Below are 25,397 nucleotides of genomic sequence, written 5' to 3'. Positions count from 1 at the left end.
CCGTCAGGCCCAGGCGAGGTGCTCGCGGTTGTGGGCGAGCAGCCGATCGGTGAGCTGGTCGGCGAGTTCGAGCTGACCGACCAGCGGGTGGGCGAGCAGGGCGTCGAAGACCCGGTCGCGGCCGCCGTGCAGGGCGGCGTCGAGGGCGAGGTGCTCGTACGCGGTGACGGCGGCGATGAGGCCGGCGTACAGCGGCTCGACGGCCCGCTGGGGGAGCGGCCGGACGCCGTTCGCGTCGACCTCGGCCGGGACCTCGATGACGGCGTCGTCGGGCAGGAACGGCAGCACGCCGTTGTTCGGCGCGTTGACGACCTGCACGGACGTCCCGCCGCCGGTGCCGAGCAGCGCGGCGATCAGCTGGACCGCCGCCTCGGAGTAGAACGCGCCGCCGCGCTGGCCGAGGAGTTCCGGCTTGGTGTCGAGGGCCGGGTCGGCGTACATCTCCAGCAGCTGCCGCTCGATCTCGGCGACCTGGGCGGCCCGCGAGCCCTGCACCCTGAGTTCCTCGACGACGGCGTCGTGCTGGTAGAAGTAGCGCAGGTAGTAGGACGGCACGACGCCGAGCCGCTCGATGACGGGCTGCGGCAGGTGCAGGTCCTCGGCGATGGCCTTGCCGTGCGCGGCGAGCAGCTCCGGCAGCACCTCCCGGCCCGTCGCCGATCCCGGGGCGTCGAGCAGGGTGACGCCGCGCTCCCAGGTGAGGTGGTTGAGGCCGACGTGGTCGAGCCGGACCAGCTCCGGGTCGACACCGAGGTGGGTCGCGAACTTGCGCTGGAAGCCGATGGCGACGTTGCACAGGCCGACGGCCTTGTGGCCGGCGTTGCGCAGCGCGCGGGTGACGATGCCGACGGGGTTGGTGAAGTCGACGATCCAGGCGTCCGGGTTGGCGCGCCGGACCTTCTCGGCGATGTCGAGGACGACCGGGACGGTGCGCAGTGCCTTGGCGAGGCCGCCGGCGCCGGTGGTCTCCTGGCCGACGCAGCCGCACTCCAGCGGCCAGGTCTCGTCCCGGTTGCGGGCGGCCTGCCCGCCGACGCGCAGTTGCAGCAGCACGGCGTCGGCGTCGGCGACACCGGCCTCGACGTCGACGGTGGTGGTGACGACGGCACCGTGCCCCTGCTTGGCGAAGATCCGCCGGGCGAGCCCGCCGATCAGCTCCAGCCGGTCGGCGGCCGGGTCGATGAGCACCAGCTCACCGATCGGCAGGGTGTCGCGGAGCCGGGCGAAGCCGTCGATCAGCTCCGGGGTGTACGTCGAACCGCCGCCGACGATTGCCAACTTGAGTGCGGACATCAGCCCTTGACCCCTGTCAGTGTCACGCCTTCGATGAAGGCCTTCTGTGCGAAGAAGAAGAGGATGATCACCGGTGCCATCACGAGGAGGGTGGCGGCCATGGTGAGGTTCCAGTTGGTGTGGTGGGCGCCCTTGAACGATTCCAGGCCGTACGAGAGCGTCCAGGCCTCGTGGTTGTTGCTGGCGTAGATCTGCGGGCCGAAGTAGTCGTTCCAGCAGTAGAAGAACTGGAACAGGGCGACGGCGGCGATGGCCGGCTTGGCCATCGGCAGCACGACCTTCAGCAGGGTGCGCAGGTCGCCGCAGCCGTCGATCCGGGCGGCCTCGATGTACTCCTTGGGGATGGTCAGCAGGAACTGGCGCAGCAGGAAGATCGAGAACGCGTCGCCGAAGGCCATCGGGATGATGAGCGGCCAGAGCGAGCCGCCGAGGCCGAGCTGCTTGGCCCAGAACAGGTACATCGGGATGACGGTGACCTGCGGCGGGAGCATCATCATGGCGATGACGGCCATCAGCGCCAGGTTGCGGCCCCGGAAGCGGAACTTGGCGAGCGCGTAGGCGACCGGCAGGCTGGAGACGATGGTCAGCACGGTGCCGAGGCCCGCGTAGAGCAGGGTGTTGCGCCACCAGGTGAGGAAGCCGGGGGTGTCCCAGACCTTGCCGTAGTTGCCCCATTGCCAGGAGGTGGGCCAGTAGTCGGTGGTGAGCGCCTGCTGGTCGGTCATCACCGAGGTGAGGAAGGCGAAGACGAACGGCAGCAGGAAGAACAGGGCGGCGGCGATGGCCAGCGAGTGCACGGCCACCCAGTTGAGCATCGCGCGGCGGCGGGCCGCCCGGGCGGCCGGGCCGGAGGCGCGGGAGGTGCCGGCCGGGGCGGGCGCCTTGGTGAGTGTGGAGCTGAGAGTCATGATCGGGTCCTCATCGGTCCGCTGGGTCAGCAGCACACGGACTAGTCGTCGCTCGCCATGAAGCCGGACTTGCGGCGGAGCAGGAGCGAGGTGACGGCCATCGAGATGGCGAACAGCACCAGGGCGACGACGCACGCCGCGCCGTAGTTGAAGCGCTGGAAGCCGAGGTTGTAGACCATCTGCGGCAGGGTCCAGGTGGAGCCCTGCGGGAAGCCGGGCTCGAACTGCTGGCCGGAGTTGCCCGCGATGCCGCCGGCGACCTTCCCGGCGACGATCGCCTGGGTGTAGTACTGCATGGTCTGGATGACGCCGGTGACCACGGCGAACATGATGATCGGCGAGATGTTCGGCAGCGTGACGTACCGGAACCGCTGGAAGGGTCCGGCGCCGTCCAGTTCGGCGGCCTCGTACTGTTCCTTGGGGACGTCGAGCAGCGAGGCCATGAAGATGACCATCAGGTCGCCGATGCCCCACATGGCGAGCATGGTGAGCGCGGGCTTGGACCAGTCGGCGCTGGCGAACCAGCCGGGCTGCGGGAGGCCGATCTCACCGAGGAAGTGGTTGACCGGGCCCGTGCCGGGGTTGAGCAGGAAGGCGAAGGCGACGGTGGCGGCCACCGGCGGTGCCAGGTACGGCAGGTAGAACGCGGTGCGGAAGAAGCCGACGCCGGTCTTGACCTTGGTGATGAGCAGGCCGATGCCGAGGCCGAAGGCGACCCGCAGGCTCACCATGATGAAGACCAGCCACACGGTGTTGCGCAGGCCCTGCCAGAACGCCGGGAGGTCGTTGAAGACGTAGTCCCAGTTCTTCAGGCCGCTGAAGGAGGGGGCGCCGAAGCCGTTGTACTTGGTGAAGGAGAAGTAGACGGTGGAGATCAGCGGGTACAGGAAGAAGACGCCGAAGCCGATCAGCCAGGGGGAGAGGAAGGCGAGGTTGCGGGCCGCCTCCCGGCGGCGCTTCCGGCGCAGCAGGTGCTGCGTGGAGGGCGCCGCCGGGTCGGTCGATCCGGTGCCCCTGCGGGTGCCGAACGCGAGTGACATGGGAGCTCCGTGGACCGTTTCCGCTACTTCGCCTGGGCGATGGCGGCGTCGATCTCCTTGGCGGTGGCCGCGAGGCCGGCCGCGAGATCGGGCTGCTTGCCGGACTCGTAGTCGTAGCCGAGGTTCTGCAGGGAGGCGATGTAGCCGCTGCCGTTGACGGCCGCCGGGGTGGTGCCCGAGTGCTGGTTCTTGGCGACGTCGATGAAGGTCTTGAAGTTCGGGTCGTTCGTCAGCTTCGGCGAGTTGAGCGCGTCGAAGGTGCTGGGCACGTTGTGGATCGCGTTGGCGAAGCTGACCACCGCGTCGGTGTCGGTGGTCAGGTACTTGACCAGCTCCCAGGCCGCGGCCTGCTTCTTGCTGCTGCTGGCGATGCCGACGATGGTGCCGGTCTGGTAGCCGCGGCCGTAGGTGTCGGCCTGGTCGTCCGGGACGGGGAACGCGGCGGTGGCCCAGTCGAAGTCGGGCTTGTTCTCGGCGAGGGCGGCGGTGCGCCACTCGCCGTCGATGGCCATCGCGACCTGGCCGGTGAGGAAGGGGTTCTTGGCGCTGAACTCCTCGCCGAAGGTGGCGCGGTACTTCTCCAGCTTGGTGTAGCCGCCGAGCTGGTCGACCATGCCCTTCTGCCACTTGAGCATCGCGGCGACCTTCGGGTCGGTGGCGATGTTCGACTTGCCGTCGGCGCCGAAGTAGGTCGGGCCGTACTGGCCCAGGAAGTGCTCGGTGGTCGACTCGTAGCCGTGGTACAGCGGCATGAAGCCGAGCTGCTTGTAGCCGTCGCCGTCCGCGAGGGTCAGCCTCTTGGCGTCCTCGGCGAACTCGCTGAAGGTCTTCGGCGGGTTGGCGATGCCCGCATCGGCGAAGGCCTTCTTGTTGTAGTAGAGGCCGTAGGCGTCGCCGAGCAGCGGCAGCGAGCACTGGTTGCCCTGGAACTGCGTGTAGTTGAGCATCGCGGCCGGGAAGGTCTTGACCGGGTCGATGCCGCTCTTCTGCAGCAGCGGCTTGAGGTCGGTGAACGCCTTGGTCGAACAGAACATGCCGACGTTGTTGGTGGTGAAGGAGGAGACCACGTCCGGCGCGTCGTCGCCGCCGGCCCGCAGGGCCTGGTTGACCTTGTCGTCCGCGATGTTGTCCACGGCCTTGACGTGGATGTTGGGGTGGGCCTTCTCGAAGGCGGCGATGTTGTCGTTGATCGCCTTCACCTCGTTGTCCTGGCTCCAGCCGTGCCAGAAGGTGATGGTGACGTCCTTGCCGCTGGCCGCGTCGTCGCTGCCGCTGCTCTCGCTGCTGCCGGTGCAGGCGGTGGCGAGCAGGGCCAGGACGGCGGTGCCGGTGACGGCGGCGATCGTGCGACGGCCTCTGCGGGAGGTGGTGGAGTGCACTTCGAGGTCCTCCTGGGGGTGCGCGGGCAGGCGTCATTGCCTCGGGGCCCGCGTTCGGGGGTTGGGAGAGGTGGGTGCAGGGTGCGTGCGGGGTGACGGGCGACCGGGGAGCGTCGGTGGGTGGGCGTCTGTGAGCGTCGGTGGGCGGCTGTCAGTGGGTGGCTGTCAGTGGGTGGAGAAGACCGCCTCGCGGGCGTCCGCCAGCGCGCGTTGCAGGGCGCCGAGCAGGACGGGCGAGCCGGGCAGGGCACTGCTGCGGACCTCGGGCCGGGCGATGGAGAGCCTGGCCAGTTCGTCCTCGACGAGGGCGCGCAGGCGTTCGCCGCCCGCGGTGGGCACCGCGCCGGAGAGGACCACCAGTTGGGGGTCGACGACGGCGACGATCGCGGCCAGTCCGACGGCGAGCCGGCCGGCCAGTTCGACGAGGAAGGCGTCGCCGGCGCCCGGGGTCTCCAGGGCCTTGGCGATCGACTCCTCGGCGGTGGGCGCGCCGAGCCCGTGTTCGCGGGCCAGGGTCCGGACGGCGGGTGTGCCGACCAGCTCCTGGAACCCGCCGAACTTGCGGCGGCGCACGTCCCGCGCGACCGGTGAGCCGGGCACCGGCATGTAGCCGACCTCCCCGGCGCCGCCGGTGAAGCCGCGGTGCAGCCGGCCGGCGATGACGATCGCGGCGCCGGTGCCCGCACCGGCCCAGAGCAGGACGAAGTCCTCGGAGCCCCGCGCCGCGCCGGAGGCCTGTTCGGCGACGGCGGCGAGGTTCACGTCGTTCTCGATCGACACGGGCGCGCCGATCGCCTCGGACAGCTCCTCGACCAGCCGCGGCGAGTGCCAGCCGGGCAGGTGGGAGGCGTAGCGCAGCTTGCCGGTGACCGGGTCGGGGGCGCCGCCGACGCCGATCGCGGCGGTGCGCAGGCTGCCCGCGGCCAGTCCCGCGGCACGGACGGTCTCGGCGACGGCGGCGGCGACCTTGGCGACGGTCTCGGCGGCCGGCACGCCCTTGGTCGGCACGGCGTGCTCGGCCAGCGTGGAGCCGGTGATGTCGGCGACGGCGACTCTGATCTCGCTGTTGGTGACGTCCAGCCCGGCGACGTGGCCGGCGGCCGGATTCACCTCGTACAGCTGCGCGTTGGGGCCGGGGCCGCCGGCGGTGGTGCCGACCGGCAGGACCAGTCCGGCCGCCTCCAGACGGGCCAGCAGCTGGGAGGCGGTGGGCTTGGAGAGGCCGGTCAGGGTGCCGATCTGGGTGCGGGAGAGCGGGCCGTTCTCCAGCAGCAGTTCGAGGGCGGCGCGGTCGTTGATGGCGCGCAGCAGGCTGGGGGTGCCGGCGAGGGGGGCCTTGGCGGTGGTCTTGGTCACGCGCGAAATCCTCCTCTTCCGGCTGGTGGGGGGAGCGACGAGGGTGAACCCGCCGGTTCGGGGAGCCGAACTGTTAGGAAAGTTTCCAGTCGCTTGGGAAGGACCGTACGGGCCCCGTCAGCGGGGTGTCAATGGTCCGTGGCCCGGAGGATGCCGAAGCGTTACCGGGCAGCACGAAGCCCCGTTCCCAAGGGTCTTGGGAACGGGGCTTCGTGCTGCCGGGCCTGGGGCCCTACGGCTTGGCGAGGTCGTCGGTCGGCCTCGGCGCCGGTATCGGCTCGGTCGCCCGGTACCGGGGCGAGGTCGGGTCGGACAGCGCGGACGGCGGTGCCGGCTCGGTCGCGGGGGAGATCACCACCCCGGTGGCGGGGGCCGCCGTCGCCGCGGCGGCCACCGGCGCGGCCTCCTCCTTGACCTTGATCCCGGCCTGGTCGAAGGCCGTCTTCAGGCGCTGGCGCAGCGCCCGGGACACCGCCGGCGCCTTGCCCGGCGCGGTCCGCGCCTCGATCCGCACCATCACCGAGTCCGCCGCGACCGACTCCACGCCCAGGACGGACACCGGCGCCCAGACCAGCTCGTCGTACGGCGACTCCTTGGACAGCGCCTCGGCCGTCTCCTGGATCAGGTCCTCGACCCGCAGCAGGTCCTCCTTGTACCCGACCTGCACGTCCACCGAGGCGGTCGACCAGCCCTGGCTCATGTTGGCGATCCGCTTCACCTCGCCGTTGCGGATGTACCAGATCTCGCCGTTGGCCCCGCGCAGCTTGGTCACCCGCAGGCCGACCTCCAGCACCGTGCCGGCGGCCACCCCGGTGTCGATCTCGTCGCCGACGCCGTACTGGTCCTCCATGATCATGAAGACCCCGGAGAGGAAGTCCGTCACCAGGTTGCGGGCGCCGAAACCGATCGCCACACCGGCCACACCGGCGCTGGCCAGCAGCGGCGCCAGGTTCACGCCCAGCGCGGACAGCACCATCAGCGCGGCCGTGCCCAGGATGGAGAACGACGCCACGCTGCGCAGCACCGAGCCGATCGCCTCCGACCGCTGCTGGCGCCGCTCCGGGTTCACCACCCCGGTGTTGGCCAGCAGCCCGCCGAGCCGGCTCTCCTCGTGGTGGTCGTGCGAGCGCGCCATCCGCGTGATCAGCTGGGTGATCAGCTTGCGCACCACGGCGCGCAGCACCAGTGCCAGCAGCACGATGAAGACGATCCGCACCCCGCCGGCCAGCCAGCCCTGCCAGTGCGTGTCGAACCAGCTGGCGGCCTGCTTGGTGGTGTCGCTGACCTCCTGCGCGCTGGTCGGGATTCTCAGGTCCAGCTGCGGCAGCTGCGGCGCGGTCGGGCTGGGCGCCGGTGTCGGAGTGGAGAGCGTCGAGGACGCGTCGGCGATACCGGTGGCGCCGGAGCGGAACACGTGCGGGCCTTCCTGCAAGGGGGCGTGGCGGGCCCGCGCCGCGGCACGCGGCCCGCGGACCGTCCGCCTCAGCCTAACCGGCGCCGAACACCCGACCGGACACGCCGAAGGGCGTACGGAGCAACACGAACGCCCCGTCAGCGCACCGGTGCGCTCCCCCGGACGACGGGGTCGACCGCTGCTCCGACCGGCCGAGCGCTCCCCCGGGAGGGCCACGGGCGGCACCCCGAGGGCACCCGGGTGCAACCCGACCTTCCCCAGGGCATACCGGCTATGACAGAGGCCACACCCGAAGTTCACACCAGGTCCGTTACACAGGAGTGGTGGCGCCGTACAAAGGCGTAAGGCGACACTGGGGGAGATCGCGCACCAGTTGTGCGATCCAACCGCTCGTCCCGGCGCGAGCCACGCGCCGCAGGCGTCCAAGGAGGCATCCGTGCCGCATGTCCTGGTCCTCAACGCGTCCTACGAGCCACTCGGCGTCGTATCGATGCGCCGCGCACTCATCCTGGTCCTCAACCACAAGGCGGTCAGCCTGGAGGACTCGGAAGTCACTCTGCACAGCGCCACCAGCGCCCTCCCGGCGCCGTCCGTCGTCCGCCTGACCCGCTTCGTCCGGGTCCCGTTCTGCGGGCCCGTCCCGCTCACCCGCCGGGCGCTGTTCGCCCGTGACCACGGCCGCTGCGTCTACTGCGGGGCCGCCGCCACCAGCGTCGACCACGTCATCCCGCGCAGCCGGGGCGGCCAGCACCGGTGGGACAACGTGGTGGCGGCCTGCCGCCGCTGCAACCACACCAAGGCCGACCGCCACCTCACCGAACTCGGCTGGCGGATGAAGCGGCCACCGGCCCCGCCCAGCGGCCTCGCCTGGCGGATCATCGGCACCGGCATCAAGGACCCGCGCTGGCGTCCCTACCTGGAGCCGTACGGCGGCTCCGACCAGCTGCGCGCCCCGCAGTGGGGCGAGTACGAGCACCACGACCATACCGAGCAGGGCCTCCCCGTCCCGCTCGGCCGGGCGCACTCGGCCCACTCCGCCCCCGTCCGCCGCGGTGAGCAGCCCGAACCGCTCTCCGCCTGACCCCGCTCCACAAGGGCCAGCCCGTCATACCGTCGGTACGCCTCATGGGCCGCCGCGCCCCCCACCGGGGAGCACGGCGGCCCGCCGCGTTGTCCGGTGGGGGAGGCGGCGGCTACTGCTTCGGCGGCGGTGTCCCGCCCGTCGTCCCGCCTGTCGTCCCGCCCGGAGTCCCGCTCGCCGGGGGCGTGGCCGGGGTGCTCGGAGCGGTCGGGGCCGTGGTCGGGGCCGTGGGCGCGGTGGTGGCGCCGCCGCCCGGCTGGGCCGGGGGGACGGCCGGCGGCTGCGACGGGGGCGGCGGGGTGACGGCGTACAGCTCGACGCCCCACAGCGAGTAGCCGTACTTGTTGGCCCGGGCCACGCCCTGCACCCGGAGGAACCGGGCGTCCGGAGCGTCGAAGCGCACGGTCTCGTCGCCGCCCTTGCCGTTGTCCACCGTCGCCGCGTCGGTCCAGGTGGTGCCGTCCGCCGAGACCTGGAGCCTGTAGGCGGCGGCGTACGCGGCCTGCCAGTGCAGCACCGCCGCGCCCAGGTGGGTCGCCTGCGGAAGTTCCAGCTGCACCCAGGCGTCGTCCTTGGCGGGGGAGGACCAGCGGGTCTTCGGGTCACCGTCGGTGACCGCCGAGGCGGGGAAGTTCGGCGTCTCGTCGCCCGAGGAGGTGGCCTTCGCGCCGAGCGCCAGGTCCGGACCGCTGGTCGGCGGCACCACACGCACCTGGAGCACCTGCTTCACGGTGGTGGCGCCGGCCGCGAACTGCACCGGTACCTGGTACGTCCCGAACGGCGTCCCGGGAGCGGCGCTGACCAGCAGCGGCACGCCGATGCGGCCGCCGCGCGGCACGGTCACCCCGGCCGCCGGGGTCACGGTCAGGCCCTTGGCCGCGGCCGGCACCTCGGTGTGCAGCTCGCCGCTGGTCCCCTCGGGGCGGCCGGCCTCGACGGTGGCCCGGGTCTGGGCGGGCGCGGCGGCGCCGGCCACCACGTCCAGGGTCGGGTCGGACAGGCTGAGCCGGGCCGCCGGGACGTCCGCGTACCAGGGGATCACCTGGTTGACCACCGGCGGGTCGCCGCCCGGCTTCCAGGCCAGCCGGAACGCGTCGGCGGCCTGCCCGCCGGCCGGCAGCTCGTTGTAGCCGGGCTGCACGGTGCCGATGTCCGTCCAGCCGCCGTCCGAGCGGCGCACCGAGACGGTGGCGGTGGCGTGCACGCCCGGGTCGGTGAGCACGGTGAGCCGGTCGAGCGGGCGGGCGGCGCCCAGTTCGACGGTGAGCGGCTCGTCCTGCGCGGTGGGCGGCTTGGCGGCCCGGTACGCGGTGTCCGGATTGCCGTCCAGCACCGCGGACGCCGAGGAGCCGGGCAGCGCGGCGGGGCCGCCGGTGACGCTGGCGGGGGCGTCGTCGGGCGCGGTGACGGTGAACTCGCGCACCGCGACGGCGGTCTTCTGGGCGGCGGTGGCCCGCAGCCGCACGGCCCGCACCACCGAGCCGGCCGGCAGCTTGGCGCTGACCGACTTCTGGTTCTTGACCACGGCGAGCTGCTTCCAGCCGCCCTCGCCGGTGCTGTACTCCAGCACGCCGTCGTGGAGGTAGTCGTCGACCGCGCTCCGGCCGTCCGGCCCGTTGCCCCAGGAGCCCATCAGCACGGTGACGGCGCCGACCGGGCGCCCGCCGCCGAGGTCGACGCCGACCGCGTCGCCGGGCTGCGGGGGAGCGGAGCTCCAGTAGAACGTGTCGGCTACGCCGTCGGTCATCAGCGCGGGCAGGTGGTCGTGCGCGGTGCCCATGGTGGTGGTCGGGGTGATCCCGCCGCCGGCCACCCCGGCCCAGTTGTCGGCGGCCCCGACGGCCCGCTCCAGGAACGGGTCGAGCACGCCCGCGCCGATCGTGGCCGGGCTCTGCGCGAGCTGCTCGCGCAGCCGGTTGAGCTCCACCCGGGCCTTCCAGGCGGCCGCGCCGTCGCCGCCGTGCTGGGCCAGCAGCATGTCCAGCGCGGACTGCCCGGCCAGCCCGTAGTCGTGCAGCGGGGCGAGCCAGGGCGCGGCCTCGGCGGCGAGCTGGGCGGTGGCCTGGGTGCCGGCGAGGGTCTGCTGGGCGGTGGCCATCGCGGCGAAGGCGTCCCGCAGGGGCGCGGCGGCCTCTATCAGCTTGGCGAGGTCCGACGCGGTGCCCGAGGTGGGCTCGGCGGCGGCCCAGAACCGGTCGAGCAGCGGCGTCAGGTAGCCGGACTCCTGCTGGGACAGCGGCGAGGAGGAGCTGTTGCCGGCCAGCGCGGTGACCGCGGACAGGGCGGTGCCGGCGGGCGTGCTGCCGGCACCGGTCGGGCCGGCGAGCGAGCGCACCGCGGCCTGCCAGGAGTCCTCCGGCCGGTAGCCGGCCGGGTTCCAGGCGAAGTCGCCGGCCGTGGCGAGGGCGATCCGGGAGGCCATCGGCTGCTGCATGGCACCGGTGAGCATCACCGCCGAGCGGGTGGCCACCTCCGGTTCGCGCCCGGTGTAGGCGCCGAGGAAGAGCCGGTCCGGGCTGGCATCGTTGACCGGGTAGTTGTCCATGGTGACCAGCGGGTGGCCGTACAGGTCGCCGGTCTCGGCGGCCTGGGCGCCGGTGATCTTCTCCGGGATCACCCCGCCCCCGCTCCAGGCCACCTGCACGCCGTCCGGCAGCGCCGCGGCCAGCGCCTTGCGGTACGGCGTGACGCCCTGCTTGTGGTACTCGGTGGGCACGACGGACAGCGGCGCCAGGCCCGGGTTGCGCGCGATCAGCCGGTCCCGCACCTTGGTCACCAGCGCGGCCTGCGCCTTGGCGGCCGCGGCCGGGCCGGTGCCGTAGGTGTCGCGGTCGTCGCCGCAGTGCCACTCGTCGTAGCTGACGTCCAGGAACTGGAGCTGGAAGGCGGTGAAGCCGAGCTTGCGCAGCCCGTCCAGCTTGGCCACCAGCGCGTTCACGTCCTTGCCGGAGCTGAAGCAGAGGGACTGCCCCGGGTCGATCGCGTAGCCGAGCGTGACGTGGTTGCGCCGGGCCGCGGCGCCCAGTTCGCGCAGCTCGTCGGCCTGGGCGGCGGGGTAGGCGTCGCGCCAGCGGGAGAGCCGGAACGGGTCGTCACCGGGAGCGTAGAGGTAGAAGTTCTGCTTGGAGCGGCCGAGGAAGTCCACCTGGTCGAGCCGCTGCTGCGCGGTCCACGGGCTGCCGTAGAACGCCTCCGCGGTGCCGCGCACCGGCGCGCCGCTCGGCCAGTCCCGCAGCGTGATCCCGGGCAGGCCCAGCCCGGCGGCGCCCGGCGCCTGCCCCTGCCCGGCCGGGACGGCGGCGAGCAGCTGGCGCAGGCTCTGCACGGCGTAGAAGGTGCCCGCCGCGTCCGCGCCCGCCAGCACCACCGCGCCGTACGTCCCGCCGCCCCGGGCCGGCAGCTGACCGACCGACAGCACGTACCCGCCGGCCGGCATGCCCGCGGTCGAGGGGGCGGCGCCGTCCTTGCCGCCGGCCGCGGCGGACAGCGCGCGCAGCGCCCGGTCCGTCCCGCCGTCGGCGGCCTCGGCCGGTCCGCCGACGTACACCACCAGCGACCCGGCGGCCGGCGCGTCGGCGTCCGGCTGCGGGGTCACGGTCGTCGCCCCGGCGATCTCCAGCACCTCCCGGACGGCGTCCAACGCCCCGAGGTCCGCGTCCGGCGCCGGCACCAGCGTCACCACGGCCGGCACCGCGACCGGCTTGCCGGCCACCGTCTGCTCCTGCGGACGCGGGAACACCTGCGGGTTCGTCATGCTCCCCAGCGGCGTCTGCGGTGCGCTGCTCACCACGTCCGGCCCCGCCGACGCCGCGTACGCCGCCGACGGCACCGGCCCGGCCAGCAACCCGCCGACCACCGCCGCCGCCGCGACCCCCGCCGCGATCTGCAGCGTCCGCCGCCCCGGCCGCCCCGCCGCCCGCCGGGCCCGCTCCGCCCGCCCCGACGCCAGCAGCGGTTCCGTCCCCTTGAGACCGGCGATCAGCCGGTCCGCCGTCCTGGGCGCCAGTTGACGGCACGTCCGCGCTGTGGCCCGCCGCGCCGCCAGCGCCGCCGGGTGGTACAGCACCTCCCGCAACGCCGCACTCCGCTCCAACCGCTGCCGCAGCCGCCGCCCGGCCACAACGGACACTCGGGCTTCCACAGGAGCCTCCTCGCCAGGCCTGGACCACATCGCCGCAACCCCACCAGCTACCCAACCCGGTGTCAACGCGACCGCCCGCTATGCCTGGTCTGCCCCGGTTCGAGAATTCGGTCCGGGGCCGCGGCAGCCCCCGGCCGGCAGGCCGATCCACCCGCGCGGTCGTGTCGCGCAGCGTCGTCGGGCCGTCACCCGGGTAGGACTGTGGTCGTCCTGACCAGGCGTTGCCGAGACATCGCAGGAGCCGCGAGTGGCCGCTTATCTCGACCGTGACGGAGCCGACGGGCTGAGGGTGCCGACGCAGGACGCGCCGCCGCCACCGCCCGAACTGGTGGCGCTGGCGCAGGCGTACGGGGTGGACACCCGGTACCCCGGGCCGGGGGGTGTGGCCGTGGGGGCGCGAACGCTGGTCGCGGTGCTGGCGGCCCTGGGGGTGGCGGCGGGGACGCCGGAGCAGGCGCGCGAGGCGCTGGATCGTCACCGGGCCGCGCAGCAGGCCCGGTTGCTGCCGCCCTGCGTGGTGGTCCGTCAAGGGCGGCGGACGGCGCTGGACGTGCCGGCCGACGCGCGGCTGCACGTGGAGCTGGAGGACGGCGGGGTGTGGGAGCTGCCGCGCGGCCACTCGCACTGGCTGCCGCCGGACCTGCCGCTCGGGCGGCACGTGCTCAGGGCGGAGTGCGGCGAGGGCAAGGCCCAGGCGGCGCTGATCGTCGCACCGGAGAAGCTCCCCCCGCTGCCCGGCTACAGCTGGGGCTTCCTCGCCCAGCTGTACTCCGTCCTGTCCGACCGCTCCTGGGGCATGGGCGACCTCGGCGACCTCGCCGAGCTGGCCCAGTGGGCGGGCGCCGGCCTCGGCGCGGGCTTCGTCCAGATCAACCCGCTGCACCAGGCGCTGCCCGCCGCACCCGCCGCCCCCACCGACCCGTCCCCCTACCGCCCCTCCTCCCGCCGCTTCGCCGATCCGGTGCACCTGCGGGTCGAGGCCGTCCCCGAGTACGCCTACCTGACGGGCGACCAGCGCGCCGAGGCGGAGGAGCTGGGCCGCCGGGCCGCCCGGCTGCGCGACGAGGTGCTGGGGCACGACGGCCTGATCGACCGGGACGCCGTCTGGGCGCTCAAGCGCGAGGCGCTGGAACTGCTGCACGAGGTGCCGCGCGGCCCCGGCCGCCAGGCCGCGTACGAGGCCTACCAGCGCCGCGAGGGCGACTGGCTGCGCCGGCACGCGCTGTGGAACGCGCTCGCCGAGGTGCACGGCGCCGACTGGCACGGTTGGCCGAAGGGGCTGCGTCACCCGGACGGCCCACAGGTGGGGCACGCCTCCCGGGAGCTCGCCGACCGGGTCGAGTTCCACCGCTGGCTCGCCTGGCAGGTCGACCGGCAGCTCGCGGAGGCCCAGCGCGCGGCCCGGCAGGCCGGCATGCCGGTCGGCCTGATCCACGACCTGGCCGTCGGCGTCCACCCGGACGGCGCGGACGCCTGGGCGCTCCAGGACGTGCTGGCCGGCGGCATCTCCGTCGGCGCCCCGCCGGACGCCTTCAACGCCCACGGCCAGGACTGGGGCCTGCCGCCCTGGCGCCCGGACGCGCTGGCGGCGGCCGGCTACACCCCGTACGCGGAGCTGCTGCGCACGGCGGCCCGGCACGCGGGCGCGGTCCGGATCGACCACGTGATGGGCCTGTTCCGGCTCTGGTGGGTGCCGGACGGCCACCCGCCGACCGAGGGCGCGTACGTCCGCTACGACGCCGAGGCGATGCTCGGCGTGCTGGCCCTGGAGGCGCACCGGGCCGGGACGGCGGTGATCGGCGAGGACCTGGGCACGGTGGAGCCGGGCGTCCGGGAGGAGCTGGCGGCGCGCGGGATCCTCGGCACCTCCGTGCTCTGGTTCGAGCGGGACTGGCAGGGGGCGGGGGAGATCCTCGCCCCGGACCGCTGGCGCCCGGGCTGCCTGGCCACCCTCACCACCCACGACCTGCCGAGCACCGCCGCCCGGCTCTCCGGCGAGCACGTCGAGCTGCGGCACCGGCTCGGGCTGCTGGCCCGTCCGCTGGGCGAGGAGCAGGAGGAGGCGGTGGCCGAGCTGGCGGACTGGCGGGCCGAGCTGACCGCGCGGGGGCTGCTCGCGCCGGGCGAGCCGCTGTCGATGCCGGTGCTGTACCGCTTCCTGCGCGCGACCCCGGCGGAGCTGGTCGGCGTCTGGCTGCCGGATCTGGTCGGCGATCCGCGCCCGCAGAACCTGCCCGGCACCTGGGACCAGTACCCGAACTGGCGCCTGCCGGTCGCCGACGGGGCCGGCGACCCGGTCACCCTCGACCGGCTGGCCGCCACCCCGGCCGCCCGCCTGCTCGCCCACCTGCTGGCCCCGCCCGGCGCCCACCCCGCCGTCTGACCCCGCCGTGCGGCCCCGCCGCCTGACCCCGGCACCGCGGACGGCCCCCTTCCGGAAGGCCGACCCCGACGCGCGGGGGGTCATAAGCGGCGGGTAAGTTGGAAACGTGGACAAGAGGAACGCTTTGCGAGCCGGCGCGGTCTCCGCAACGGTCACGCTGATGATGCTGCTGTCGTCGCCCGCCATGGCCTTCACCAGGGACGACGGCGACGACCCGGGTCCTGGCCTGAGCGTCGGCCAGACCATCGGCCTGTACGTGCTGATCCCGATCGCCGCCTTCGTGATCATCGCCGCCCTCGCGGGCCTGCCGTACGGCAAGGGCAAGGGCAAGAAGAAGTAACCACCGCGTCCACCAGGACCTGCACGACCCCGAAGGGGCACCGGAGATCTCCGGTGCCCCTTCAGGCGTTTCCAGCGCACTTTGACGGCGCCCGACGGCGCCCCGACGGCGCCCCGCCGGAGCCCCGAGGCGCCCGTCGGGACCCCGACCGGGACCCCGCCGGGCGCCTCGGCAGGTCAGCGGCCGGCGCCCGCCGCCCGGTCGACCGCCTGGGCCTTGAGCGCGCGCTCGATCCCGGCCCGGGCCTCGACGACCTGGCGCCGCAGCGCCGGGGCCGGCTCGGCCTCGGCCAGCCACGCGTCGGTCGCGTCCACGGTGGCCTGCGTGACCTGCAGCGCCGGGTACAGCCCGCCGATGATCTGCTGCGAGATCTCGTGGCTGCGGGTCTCCCAGACCTCCTTGACGGCGGCGAAGTACTTGGCCGCGTACGGCGCGAGCAGCTCCTGCTGGTCGGACTGCTGGAAGCCCGCGATGGTCGCTTCCTGGACGTAGTTGGTGAGGGTGTCCGACTCGACGACGGCGGTCCAGGCCTCGGCCTTGGCCTCGGCGGTGGGCCGGGCGGCGCGGCAGGTGGCGGCGTGCTCCTGGCCGGCCGCGGTGTTGTCGCGGGCCAGCTCGGCCGTCACGGCGGCCTCGTCGGCGCGCCCGGTGGCGCAGAGCCGGGTGAGCAGGGTCCAGCGCAGCTCGGTGTCGACGGCGAGGCCCTTGATCTCGGCGGTGCCGTCGAGCAGGCCGGCGAGCAGGCCGAGCTGCCCGTCGGTGCGGGCGACGGAGGCGAGGGTGCGGGCCCAGGAGAGCTGGTGGTCGCTGCCGGGCTCGGCGGCGCGCAGGTGCTCCTCGGCGGCGGCGGCCCACTGGGCGAGGCCCTGCTCGCGCCAGTCGGGGTCGGTGTAGGCGTCGAGGGCGAGCCGGACCTGGCGCTGCACGGACTGCACGACGCCGATGTCGCTCTCCCGCCCGATGCCGGAGAGGGCGAGCGCCAGGTAGTCGCGGGCGGCGAGTTCGCCGTCGCGGGTCATGTCCCAGGCGGAGGCCCAGCACAGGGCGCGCGGCAGCGACTCGGTGAAGCCGCCGAGGTGCTCGGTGACGACGGCCATCGAGTCCTCGTCGAGCCGGATCTTGGCGTACGAGAGGTCGTCGTCGTTGAGCAGCACGACGGCCGGGCGGTGCCGGCCGACGAGCTCGGGCACCTCGGTGCGCGGGCCGTCGACGTCGAGCTCGATCCGGTCGGTGCGCACCAGCGCGCCGTCGGCGAGCTCGTACAGGCCGATGGCGATGCGGTGCGGGCGCAGCACGGCCTCGCCCTTGGCGCCGGTGGGCAGCGCGGGGGCCTCCTGGAGGACGGCGAAGGACTCGATCTCGCCGTCGGTGTTCAGCGTGATGGCGGGCCGCAGCACGTTGATGCCGGCGGTCTCCAGCCAGGCCTGGGACCAGGTCCGCAGGTCGCGGCCGCTGGCCTCCTCCAGGGCCCCGAGCAGGTCGGTGAGTCGGGTGTTGCCCCAGGCGTGGCGCTTGAAGTAGGCCTGCACGCCCTGGAAGAAGGCGTCCTGGCCGACGTACGCCACCAGCTGCTTGAGCACCGAGGCGCCCTTGGCGTAGGTGATGCCGTCGAAGTTGACCTGGACGTCCTCCAGGTCGTTGATGTCCGCCATGATCGGGTGGGTGGAGGGCAGTTGGTCCTGCCGGTAGGCCCAGGTCTTCATCTGGTTGGCGAACGTGGTCCAGGAGTGCGGCCACTTGGAGCCGGGGGCCTCGGCCTGGCAGACGGCCTCGGCGAAGGTGGCGAAGGACTCGTTGAGCCAGAGGTCGTTCCACCACTCCATGGTGACGAGGTCGCCGAACCACATGTGGGCGAGCTCGTGCAGGATCGTCGCCGCGCGGGCCTCGTAGGCGGCGTCGGTGACCTTGGAGCGGAACACGTACTGGTCGCGCAGGGTGACGGCGCCCGCGTTCTCCATCGCGCCGGCGTTGAACTCCGGGACGAACAGCTGGTCGTACTTGGCGAACGGGTAGGGGAAGTCGAACTTCTCCTGGAAGTAGTCGAAGCCCTGCTTGGTGACGGCGAAGATGTCCTCGGCGTCCAGGAACTCGCGCAGCGAGGGGCGGCAGTAGACGCCCAGCGGCACCTTCTGCGCGCCGTTCTCGTAGGTGTCGAAGACGCCGACGTACGGGCCGGCGACGAGCGCGGTGATGTAGGTGGAGATCCGGCCGGTGGGCTCGAACGTCCAGACCTGCGAGGCGCCCTCGCCGACCGGGGTCGGGGTGGGCGAGTTGGAGACCACGACCCAGCCGGTGGGGGCGGTCACGGTGAACGCGAACGCGGCCTTCAGGTCGGGCTGTTCGAAGGAGGCGAAGACGCGGCGGGCGTCCGGCACCTCGAACTGGGTGTACAGGTAGGTCTCGCCGTCGACCGGGTCGACGAACCGGTGCAGGCCCTCACCGGTATTGGTGTAGGCGCAGTTGGCGACGACGCGCAGCTCGTTCTCGGCGGCCAGGTTCGGCAGCGGGATCCGGCTGTCGGCGAAGCTCTCCGGGTCGAGCGGCGCGCCGTTGAGGGTGATCTCCTCGACGCTCGGCGCGACGAGGTCGATGAACGTGTCCGCGCCGGGGGTCGTGGCCGTGAACCGGACCACGGTGGTGGACCGGAAGGTGCCTCCTTCGCGGGCCGAACTCAGGTCGAGCTCGATGTCGTACGCGTCCACGTGGAGGAGGTCGGCCCGGGTGCGGGCCTCCTCGCGGGTCAGGTTGGTGCCGGGCACTCGCTGCACTCCTTCGTCAGGCTGATGGGGCGAATCCTCCCATGACCCAACGGACGGGCTCCCGGAAAAATCGCAGGCGGGGCGGGTCCGGACAGATCGCCCGTTCCCGCCCCGCCAGGACGAGCCGCGAGGGCCCGTGTCCGAGGGGTGCTCAGCCCCCCGCCGTCACTTCTTCCACTTGGTCAGCGGTGCGTCGGAGCTGCCGCGGCGGAAGGCGTACACGGCGCTGCCGTCGCTGGAGAGGACGTACTCGGACATGCTCATCCCGATGTCCAGGCCGTTGGGCATGGCCATGGTGCCGAGGTCGGTCATCGAGCCGTCGGCAGGCGAGAGCGTCACCAGCCGGGCGGGCTTGTTGTAGCCCTGGCTGACGATGGCGCGGACCTTGCCGTCCTTGTCGGTGCCGGACACCAGCCGGATGTCCTGGTTGGACGTGGCGCTGGCGGCGGACCAGATCCGCTTGCCGGTGGTCAGGTCGTACGCGTTGACGGCCGACTTGGCGCCGGTGATCTGGGCGTACAGGGTGGTGCCGCTGACCACGTTCTGGCTGTAGGCGTCGGACTGGCCGGACAGCCGAAGGCTGTCCGCGCCGGGCTCCTTGACCGACATCTGGTTGCCGGGCTTGTTGCTCTTGTCGAACGGCAGGATGTAGTCGCCGTTGGGGCCGCTGCTCATCAGCAGCACCAGCGGCTGGTCCTGGACGACCTTGTCGATCCGCTCGATGCTGCCGGTGAGGGTGATCGGCGTGCTGGCGGCCTTGCCGCTGTCGGCGTCCACGATGACCAGCTGCGACTTCGGGCCGGAGCCGCCGTAGCAGCGGTCGCTGACCGCGATCTGGCTGCCGGCCGCGCGGCCGTAGAGGCTGCAGTCCTTGTCGCGCGGCTGGAACTGCCAGGCCGCCGAGCCGTTGTCGATGTTCAGGCCACCGACCACGTTGCCGCCGATGGCGACCACCTTGTCGGTGACGCTGAGCGTCGGCGAGGACATCCGGTCGGTGGAGACCTTGACGCTCCAGAGCAGCTTGCCCTGGCTGACGTCGACGGCGCCGATGGTGGAGCAGTCGCTGTCACCGGTGTTGAAGGAGACGGCGGCGATGTTCTTCGAGTTGGCCGAGTAGGAGGCGGTGCACACCTCCTTGCTGCCGGCCGGGACCGGGATGTTCCAGGCCTCCTTGCCGTCGGAGGTGTTGTACGCCCGGATGCCGGTGCTGTCGGCGCGCACCGCGACCTTGTCGCTGCCCCAGATGCCGAGCAGCTGCGAGCCGCTGTCCGCGTTGGCGGCCTTGGGGGCGTTCCAGGCGATGTTGTAGCCGGCCCCGCCGGTGGTGCCACCGGTGGTGCTGCCGCTGGTGCTGTCGGCGGTCGGGGCGCTGGTGACGGTGCCTCCGGAAGTGGTGCCACCGGACGTGGTGGTGCCGCCGGAGCTGGCGTTCGGCGTGGGGTCGGGGTCGTTGCCCTTGAGGAGCACGACCAGCCCGGCGACGATGGCGATCGCCAGGACGCCGCCGATGATCCCGCCCCACAGCATCACGGGGTTGCGCTGCTTGGGCGCGGGGGGCAGCGGCGCGCCCGGGTAGTACCCGGGCTGCTGCTGCGGGTATCCGTAGCCGGCGCCGTAGGCCTGCCCGCCGTCCGGCGCGCCGTAGGCGCCACCGGGCATCGGGTCGTACGGGCCGACCGGCGCCCCGGCCGGCGGCGGCGGAGCCTGGCCGGGGAAGGCGGCCGCGGTCGGCGCGTACGGCTGGTAGCCGGCACCGGCACCGGCACCGGCGGCGGGCGGCTGCGCGGGCGGAGCCGGCGGCTGGGCCGGCGGCGGCCCGGCGGGCGAGGCCGGGCCCGGGATCGCCGCGCCGTCGAGCTGTGTCACCTGGTCCGCCACGGCGGCCGGATCCACGCCGCCGGGCGGGCGCCCGAACGAGACGCCCCGATTGTCCTGCGGGCCGCTGCCCGGCACTGCGCCTGCCCCCGGCGTAGGGTGATCCCCTGCCATCTGATTCCCCGTCATTCCTGGAAGCGCCCCCCTGCCGATACCGCCCCGCGGTCCGGGGGGACGCGTGAGATAGGGCACCATGCTAGTGGTGGGTGTTTTTCGGTCGAACCCAGGACTCCGTCGGCCCGTTTCCGTCCGCTCCCCCGCCACCTCCCCCCGCCACTTTCCCCCGCCGCTCCCGGGCCCGCCGCCGGTCCCCGTCGCCCCGTCCCGGCCCGATCAGCGCCGATCCGCGGCACAGGCCCTACCCTTCAGGAGTTGAAGGGGACGTCCCGGCGGAGGGGTCCCCGCCCTGGGAGGGTGGATCATGTCGACGGACACACCGGGCTCGCAGTCGTCCTTGCACCGGGCGAACCTGGAGCGGGTGCTGCGCGCGGTGCGGACGGCCGGCTCGCTGACCCAGGCCGAGATCGCCCGCGGCACCGGTCTGTCCGCGGCCACCGTCTCCAACATCGTGCGGGAGTTGAAGGAGAGCGGCACCGTCGTGGTCGCCGACACCTCCTCCGGCGGCCGGCGGGCGCGCAGCGTCTCGCTCAGCGGGGACGCGGGCATCGTGGTGGGCATCGACTTCGGCCACACCCACCTGCGGGTCGCGGTCGGCAACCTCGCGCACCGGGTGCTCGCCGAGGAGAGCGCCCCGATCGACGTGGACGTCTCCGCCGCGCAGGGCTTCGACCGGGCCGAGGCGATGGTGGAACGGCTGCTCCGGCAGGCCGGGTTCCGCCCGGAGAAGGTGATCGGCGTCGGCCTCGGCGTGCCCGGCCCGATCGACGTGGAGACCGGTGCGCTGGGCTCCACCGCGATCCTGCCCGGCTGGACGGGCATCGCCCCGGGCCGGGAGCTGGCCGAACGGCTCGGCATGCCGGTGCACGTGGACAACGACGCCAACCTGGGCGCGCTCGGCGAACTGGTCTGGGGGGCCGGGCGGGGGCTGAGCGACCTCGCGTACATCAAGGTCGCCAGCGGGGTCGGCGCCGGACTGGTGGTCAATGGCCAGATCTACCGTGGGCCGGGCGGCACCGCCGGTGAGATCGGGCACATCACCCTGGACGAGGCCGGGCCGGTCTGCCGCTGCGGCAACCGCGGCTGCCTGGAGACCTTCGTGGGCTCCCGCTACCTGCTCTCCCTGCTGACCCCGACCCTCGGCCCGGACCTCACCCTGCCCCGGGTGGTCGAGCTGGCCCATCAGGGTGACCTCGGCTGCCGCCGGGTGATCGCCGACGCCGGCCGGCAGATCGGCACCGGCGTCGCCACCCTGTGCAACCTGCTCAACCCGCGCCGGGTGATCCTCGGCGGCGACCTCGCCGAGGCCGGTGAGCTGGTGCTCTCCCCGATCCGCGACTCGGTGGCCCGCTACGCCATCCCGAGCGCCGCCCGCCAGCTCTCGGTGGTCCCCGGCACGCTGGGCGGCCGGGCCGAGGTGCTCGGCGCGCTGGCCCTGGTGATGAGCGAGATGGGGGAGTCCGGGGCGCTGGGGCGGGGCTGAGCCGCTGCGGCCCGGATCGTTCCCGAACGTCCATTCGTCAATCCAGGGTGACGCGCGACCCCCGGGCCGACCTCCGGGAATGGCGGTAACGGGTCGGTGGCACCGGGCGCGCCGCTCGGTGTCCGGCAAGCGGACATTAGACTCGACCGGTCGGCACCGGCCGCGACCGCCGGCCCGCCGCCAGACCGGGCAGCGACGCCCGTCGGACCGCCCGCGGTCCGCGAACACTGAACGAGGAGGAACGGGTGGCCCTGCTGACCCGCATTCGGGGACCGCGTGATCTCGACCGGCTCACGCCGGGACAGCTGGCCGCACTGGCCCAGGAGATCCGGACCTTCCTGGTGACCGAGGTCGCCAAGACGGGCGGCCACCTCGGCCCCAACCTCGGCGTGGTGGAGCTCACCATCGCGCTGCACCGGGTCTTCGACTCGCCGCGCGACCGCATCCTCTTCGACACCGGCCACCAGAGCTACGTCCACAAGCTGCTCACCGGCCGCCAGGACTTCTCGATGCTGCGGATGAAGGGCGGCCTGTCCGGCTACCCGTCCCGCGCCGAGTCCGAGCACGACGTGATCGAGAACTCGCACGCCTCCACCGTGCTCTCCTACGCCGACGGCCTGGCCAAGGCCAACAAGATCCTCGGCAAGCCGGACCCGGTCGTCGCGGTCATCGGCGACGGCGCGCTCACCGGCGGCATGGCCTGGGAGGCGCTCAACAACATCGCCGACGCCAAGGACCGCCCGCTGGTCATCGTCGTCAACGACAACGAGCGCTCCTACTCGCCGACCATCGGCGGCCTGGCCAACCACCTCGCCACCCTGCGCACCACCCAGGGCTACGAGCGCTTCCTCTCCTGGGGCAAGGACGCGCTGCAGCGCACCCCGGTGGTCGGCCAGCAGCTGTTCGAGACGCTGCACGGCGCCAAGAAGGGCCTCAAGGACTTCATCGCCCCGCAGGGCATGTTCGAGGACCTCGGCCTCAAGTACATCGGCCCGATCGACGGCCACGACCTGACCGCCCTGGAGTCCGCGCTGACCAAGGCGCGCGGCTTCGGCGGCCCGGTGATCGTGCACTGCCTCACCGAGAAGGGCCGCGGCTACCACGCCGCGGAGAACAACGACGAGGACCGCTTCCACGCGGTCGGCAAGATCCACCCGGAGACCGGCCTGCCGATCAAGAACGCCGGCGGCCGGAGCTGGACCTCGGTCTTCGCCGAGGAGATGGTCGCGCTCGGCCACGAGCGGGACGACATCGTCGGCATCACCGCCGCCATGCTCCACCCGGTCGGCCTCGCGCCCTTCGCCGAGGCCTTCCCGGACCGCATCTTCGACGTCGGCATCGCCGAGCAGCACGCCGTCACCAGCGCCGCCGGCCTGGCCACCAACGGGCTGCACCCGGTCTTCGCGGTCTACGCGACCTTCCTGAACCGGGCCTTCGACCAGGTCCTGATGGACGTCGCCCTGCACAGGCTGGGCGTCACCTTCGTGCTCGACCGGGCCGGCGTCACCGGCGACGACGGCGCCTCGCACAACGGCATGTGGGACATGTCGATGCTGCAGATCGTCCCGACCCTGCGGCTGGCCGCCCCGCGCGACGCCGACCAGGTCCGCGCCCAGCTGCGCGAGGCCGTCGAGGTCAAGGACGCCCCGACCGTGGTCCGCTACTCCAAGGGCACCGTCGGCCCGGCCGTCCCGGCGGTCGGCCGGATCGGCGGCATGGACGTGCTGCGCGCCGCCGAGGAGCCGGGCGGCACGCACCGCGCGGACGTGCTGGTCGTCTCGGTCGGCGCGATGGCCGCCACCAGCCTGGAGGTCGCGGACCTGCTGGCCGCCCAGGGCATCACCGCCACCGTGGTGGACCCGCGCTGGGTCAAGCCGGTGGACGCCGCCCTGCCGGGCCTGGCGGCCGAGCACCGGGTGGTCGTCACGATCGAGGACAACGGCCGGGTGGGCGGTGTCGGCGCCGCGGTGGCGCAGGCGCTGCGCGACGCGGACGTGGATCTGCCGGTGCGCGACTTCGGGATTCCGCAGGAGTTCCTGGACCACGCGAGCCGGAACGAGATCCTGGCCGAGATCGGCCTGAACGCCCCGGACATCGCCCGAAAGGTGACGGCCCTGGTCGCCGGCCTGGACGCGGCTCGGGTCGAGGCCTGAGAACGGGCCCGGAACGCGTTCCACCGACGACCGTTCGTCGTAACTCCGTAACAGTTCGTCACGAAACAAGCTGACAATCGCACCGAAAGGCGGGACCGGCGCCGCCCGCGCCGATCCCGCCCGGTAGGTTGTCATCCGTGCCCACCCCCACCCGCTTCCGCTTCGCCGGAATGGCCGAGCGCCTGCCCGAGCGCGTCCGTACCCATGTGCAGACCGGGTACTGGACGAGGCTGGTGCCGGTGCTCGCGCTGGTCGCACTGCTCACCCACATCCCGTCCTTCGCCCGGCCCGTCTGGAGCCCCGACGAGGGGTTCCTGGCCACCCAGGCCCGGATGCTGGCCGACGGCGGAGTGCTGTACGACACCGTGGTGGACCGCAAGCCGCCGTTGCTCCCCTGGCTCTACCAGGCCTGCTTCACGATCTTCGGCTCCGCCTCGCTGTGGCCGCTGCGCACCCTGGCGGTGGGCGCCCACCTGGTCACCGCGATCCTGCTGGCGTCCATCGCCCGCGGCCGCTGGGGCAACCGGGCCGGGGCCGGTGCGGGGCTGCTCTACCTGCTGGTCTCCATCGGGCTCTCCCCGGAGGACACCCAGGCGGCGACCTTCGAGGTCTTCATGCTGCCCGCCATGGTGGCCGCGTTCCGGTACGCCGAGCGCCGCCGCTGGCTGGCCGCGGGCATCGCGGTGGCGCTCTGCTCGCTGACCAAGCAGACCGGCGGCGCGGTGCTGCTGCCCGTGCTCTGGATGCTGTTCCAGGACGCCCGCCGGCGCGGGGTGCGCTGGCCGCCCGCCCTGTTCAAGATCGGCTTCGGCTTCATCCTGCCGATAGCGCTGGTCGCGGTCATCCTGACCAAGCCCAAGGGCTTCCTGTTCTGGGTGGTCACCGGCAGCGGGGACTATGCCTCCTTCGGCGGCGCCTGGCTCCAGATGATCGGCCGCGCGCTCGGCAACTCGGCCATCCTGGTCGCGGCCGGGCTGGGCTTCCTGCTCCCGGTCGGGCGCCGGCTCTGGCTCAAGCACCGCCACCGTCCGCTGCCCGTCGCCGGGGAGGAGCACGGCTCCACCGGCGACCTGTGGGTCTGGCTGGCCTCCTCGGTCGTCGCGGTCAGCGTGGGCTTCCACTTCTTCGGCCACTACTACCTACAGCTGATCCCCCCGCTGGTGCTGCTGGGCACCGGGGCGGTGGCCACCTCGGCGGTCCGCTGGAAGCCCGTCCTGGTGTACACCACGGTCGCCTCGACGGTCTTCTGGGCGCTGGCCCTGGCCTGGCCGGGGGAGCGGCTCGACCGCACCACCGAGGTCGCCACCGCGGTCGCCGCCCAGACCACCCCCAAGGACACCGTCCTGGTCTGGGGCATGCACCCCGAGCTGTACTGGTTGGCCGACCGCAAGCCCGCCACCCGCTACCTGACCGCCGGCTTCCTGACCAACTACAGCGGCGGCAAGGACGGCAACGCCAACGTGGGCGAGCAGTTCAGCGTCAGCAACGCCTGGCAGACCTTCGACAAGGAGCTCGCCGACAACCTGCCCGAGGTCGTGGTGGACGACTCCGGCATCGCCCCGTACCAGCCGGTGCTGGTCCCGCGGATCGAGAACCTGCTGGACACCCACTACGAGATGGTCGGCGTCTTCGCCGACACCGTGGTCTACCGCCTCAAGAAGAGCTGACCGCCCCC

At 73.2% G+C, this 25,397-nt stretch carries 16 protein-coding genes; 7 read left to right on the top strand and 9 right to left on the bottom strand.

Translation table 11 applies throughout. The features are described 5' to 3' along the window. Window positions 1–3: 3 nt before the first annotated feature. From ACIOGZ_RS19360 to ACIOGZ_RS19335, 6 genes are all read right to left on the bottom strand, one after another. Window positions 4–1,293 (bottom strand): 6-phospho-beta-glucosidase, encoded by a 1,290-nt coding sequence (locus ACIOGZ_RS19360; protein ID WP_363580352.1) that lies wholly within the window; start codon window positions 1,291–1,293, stop codon window positions 4–6. Next, window positions 1,293–2,201: a carbohydrate ABC transporter permease gene (locus tag ACIOGZ_RS19355; protein ID WP_363580354.1), complete on the bottom strand. Its 909-nt coding sequence runs from the start codon at window positions 2,199–2,201 to the stop codon at window positions 1,293–1,295. Before ACIOGZ_RS19355 ends, ACIOGZ_RS19360 begins: the two co-directional genes overlap by 1 nt. 41 nt (window positions 2,202–2,242) lie before the next feature. Further along, complete coding sequence (locus tag ACIOGZ_RS19350; RefSeq protein WP_363580356.1) at window positions 2,243–3,241, bottom strand: sugar ABC transporter permease; 999 nt, start codon at window positions 3,239–3,241, stop codon at window positions 2,243–2,245. 23 nt (window positions 3,242–3,264) lie between these two features. Next, on the bottom strand, window positions 3,265–4,620 hold the full coding sequence (locus ACIOGZ_RS19345) for an ABC transporter substrate-binding protein (RefSeq protein WP_363580358.1): 1,356 nt from the start codon (window positions 4,618–4,620) through the stop codon (window positions 3,265–3,267). Window positions 4,621–4,785: 165 nt separating this feature from the next. After that, entirely contained in the window at window positions 4,786–5,976 is a 1,191-nt protein-coding gene (locus tag ACIOGZ_RS19340) for an ROK family transcriptional regulator (protein WP_363580360.1), read from the bottom strand. Between the two features lie 232 nt (window positions 5,977–6,208). Then, window positions 6,209–7,390, bottom strand: coding sequence for a mechanosensitive ion channel family protein (locus tag ACIOGZ_RS19335; RefSeq protein ID WP_363580362.1), 1,182 nt, complete (start codon window positions 7,388–7,390; stop codon window positions 6,209–6,211). A 436-nt stretch (window positions 7,391–7,826) separates the two neighbouring features. Here ACIOGZ_RS19335 and ACIOGZ_RS19330 point away from each other — a divergent pair, with 436 nt between their 5' ends. Then, window positions 7,827–8,471: an HNH endonuclease gene (locus ACIOGZ_RS19330; protein ID WP_363580364.1), complete on the top strand. Its 645-nt coding sequence runs from the start codon at window positions 7,827–7,829 to the stop codon at window positions 8,469–8,471. A gap of 112 nt (window positions 8,472–8,583) precedes the next feature. Here the strand turns inward: ACIOGZ_RS19330 and ACIOGZ_RS19325 are convergent, their stop codons facing one another. Continuing rightward, window positions 8,584–12,225, bottom strand: a complete 3,642-nt coding sequence (locus ACIOGZ_RS19325) for a beta-N-acetylglucosaminidase domain-containing protein (protein WP_400986545.1) — start codon at window positions 12,223–12,225, stop codon at window positions 8,584–8,586. Here ACIOGZ_RS19325 and ACIOGZ_RS19320 point away from each other — a divergent pair. The 3 genes from ACIOGZ_RS19320 to ACIOGZ_RS19310 all read left to right on the top strand — a co-directional run bounded on the left by ACIOGZ_RS19320 (window position 12,224) and on the right by ACIOGZ_RS19310 (window position 15,335). Further along, window positions 12,224–12,481, top strand: a complete 258-nt coding sequence (locus ACIOGZ_RS19320; protein ID WP_363580368.1) for a hypothetical protein — start codon at window positions 12,224–12,226, stop codon at window positions 12,479–12,481. The genes ACIOGZ_RS19325 and ACIOGZ_RS19320 overlap by 2 nt on opposite strands. A 378-nt stretch (window positions 12,482–12,859) precedes the next feature. Continuing rightward, on the top strand, window positions 12,860–14,995 hold the full coding sequence (gene malQ, locus ACIOGZ_RS19315; protein WP_400986543.1) for a 4-alpha-glucanotransferase: 2,136 nt from the start codon (window positions 12,860–12,862) through the stop codon (window positions 14,993–14,995). A 106-nt stretch (window positions 14,996–15,101) separates the two neighbouring features. Further along, on the top strand, window positions 15,102–15,335 hold the full coding sequence (locus tag ACIOGZ_RS19310; RefSeq protein ID WP_363580370.1) for a hypothetical protein: 234 nt from the start codon (window positions 15,102–15,104) through the stop codon (window positions 15,333–15,335). Between the two features lie 176 nt (window positions 15,336–15,511). Here the strand turns inward: ACIOGZ_RS19310 and pepN are convergent, their stop codons facing one another. Further along, on the bottom strand, window positions 15,512–18,094 hold the full coding sequence (pepN, locus tag ACIOGZ_RS19305) for an aminopeptidase N (RefSeq protein WP_363580372.1): 2,583 nt from the start codon (window positions 18,092–18,094) through the stop codon (window positions 15,512–15,514). Window positions 18,095–18,259: 165 nt separating this feature from the next. Continuing rightward, window positions 18,260–19,972, bottom strand: coding sequence for a PQQ-binding-like beta-propeller repeat protein (locus ACIOGZ_RS19300; protein ID WP_400986541.1), 1,713 nt, complete (start codon window positions 19,970–19,972; stop codon window positions 18,260–18,262). Between the two features lie 418 nt (window positions 19,973–20,390). Here ACIOGZ_RS19300 and ACIOGZ_RS19295 point away from each other — a divergent pair, with 418 nt between their 5' ends. From ACIOGZ_RS19295 to ACIOGZ_RS19285, 3 genes are all read left to right on the top strand, one after another. Continuing rightward, the gene (locus tag ACIOGZ_RS19295) at window positions 20,391–21,569 is read left to right on the top strand and encodes an ROK family transcriptional regulator (protein WP_063349467.1); all 1,179 of its coding nucleotides are present in this window, start codon (window positions 20,391–20,393) and stop codon (window positions 21,567–21,569) included. Between the two features lie 245 nt (window positions 21,570–21,814). Further along, window positions 21,815–23,722 carry a 1-deoxy-D-xylulose-5-phosphate synthase gene (dxs, locus tag ACIOGZ_RS19290; RefSeq protein ID WP_363580376.1) on the top strand — a complete coding sequence of 636 codons (1,908 nt, stop codon included), beginning with the start codon at window positions 21,815–21,817 and terminating at the stop codon, window positions 23,720–23,722. 137 nt (window positions 23,723–23,859) lie between these two features. Beyond that, window positions 23,860–25,389, top strand: coding sequence for a glycosyltransferase family 39 protein (locus tag ACIOGZ_RS19285; protein ID WP_363580378.1), 1,530 nt, complete (start codon window positions 23,860–23,862; stop codon window positions 25,387–25,389). Window positions 25,390–25,397: the final 8 nt, after the last annotated feature.

The organism is Kitasatospora sp. NPDC088160 (genome assembly GCF_044741445.1).
GTDB lineage: Bacteria > Actinomycetota > Actinomycetes > Streptomycetales > Streptomycetaceae > Kitasatospora.
The sequence above is the reverse complement of the archived record's forward strand: the minus strand, read 5'-3'. Positions and strand labels throughout refer to the sequence as shown.

What these genes read in the sequence shown, in the direction of transcription:
- ACIOGZ_RS19360 (WP_363580352.1), bottom strand. Translation starts at nt 1,293, where the DNA reads ATGTCCGCACTCAAGTTGGCAATCGTCGGCGGCGGTTCGACGTACACC.
- ACIOGZ_RS19355 (WP_363580354.1), bottom strand. Translation starts at nt 2,201, where the DNA reads ATGACTCTCAGCTCCACACTCACCAAGGCGCCCGCCCCGGCCGGCACC.
- ACIOGZ_RS19350 (WP_363580356.1), bottom strand. Translation starts at nt 3,241, where the DNA reads ATGTCACTCGCGTTCGGCACCCGCAGGGGCACCGGATCGACCGACCCG.
- ACIOGZ_RS19320 (WP_363580368.1), top strand. Translation starts at nt 12,224, where the DNA reads ATGCTCCCCAGCGGCGTCTGCGGTGCGCTGCTCACCACGTCCGGCCCC.
- ACIOGZ_RS19325 (WP_400986545.1), bottom strand. Translation starts at nt 12,225, where the DNA reads ATGACGAACCCGCAGGTGTTCCCGCGTCCGCAGGAGCAGACGGTGGCC.
- ACIOGZ_RS19295 (WP_063349467.1), top strand. Translation starts at nt 20,391, where the DNA reads ATGTCGACGGACACACCGGGCTCGCAGTCGTCCTTGCACCGGGCGAAC.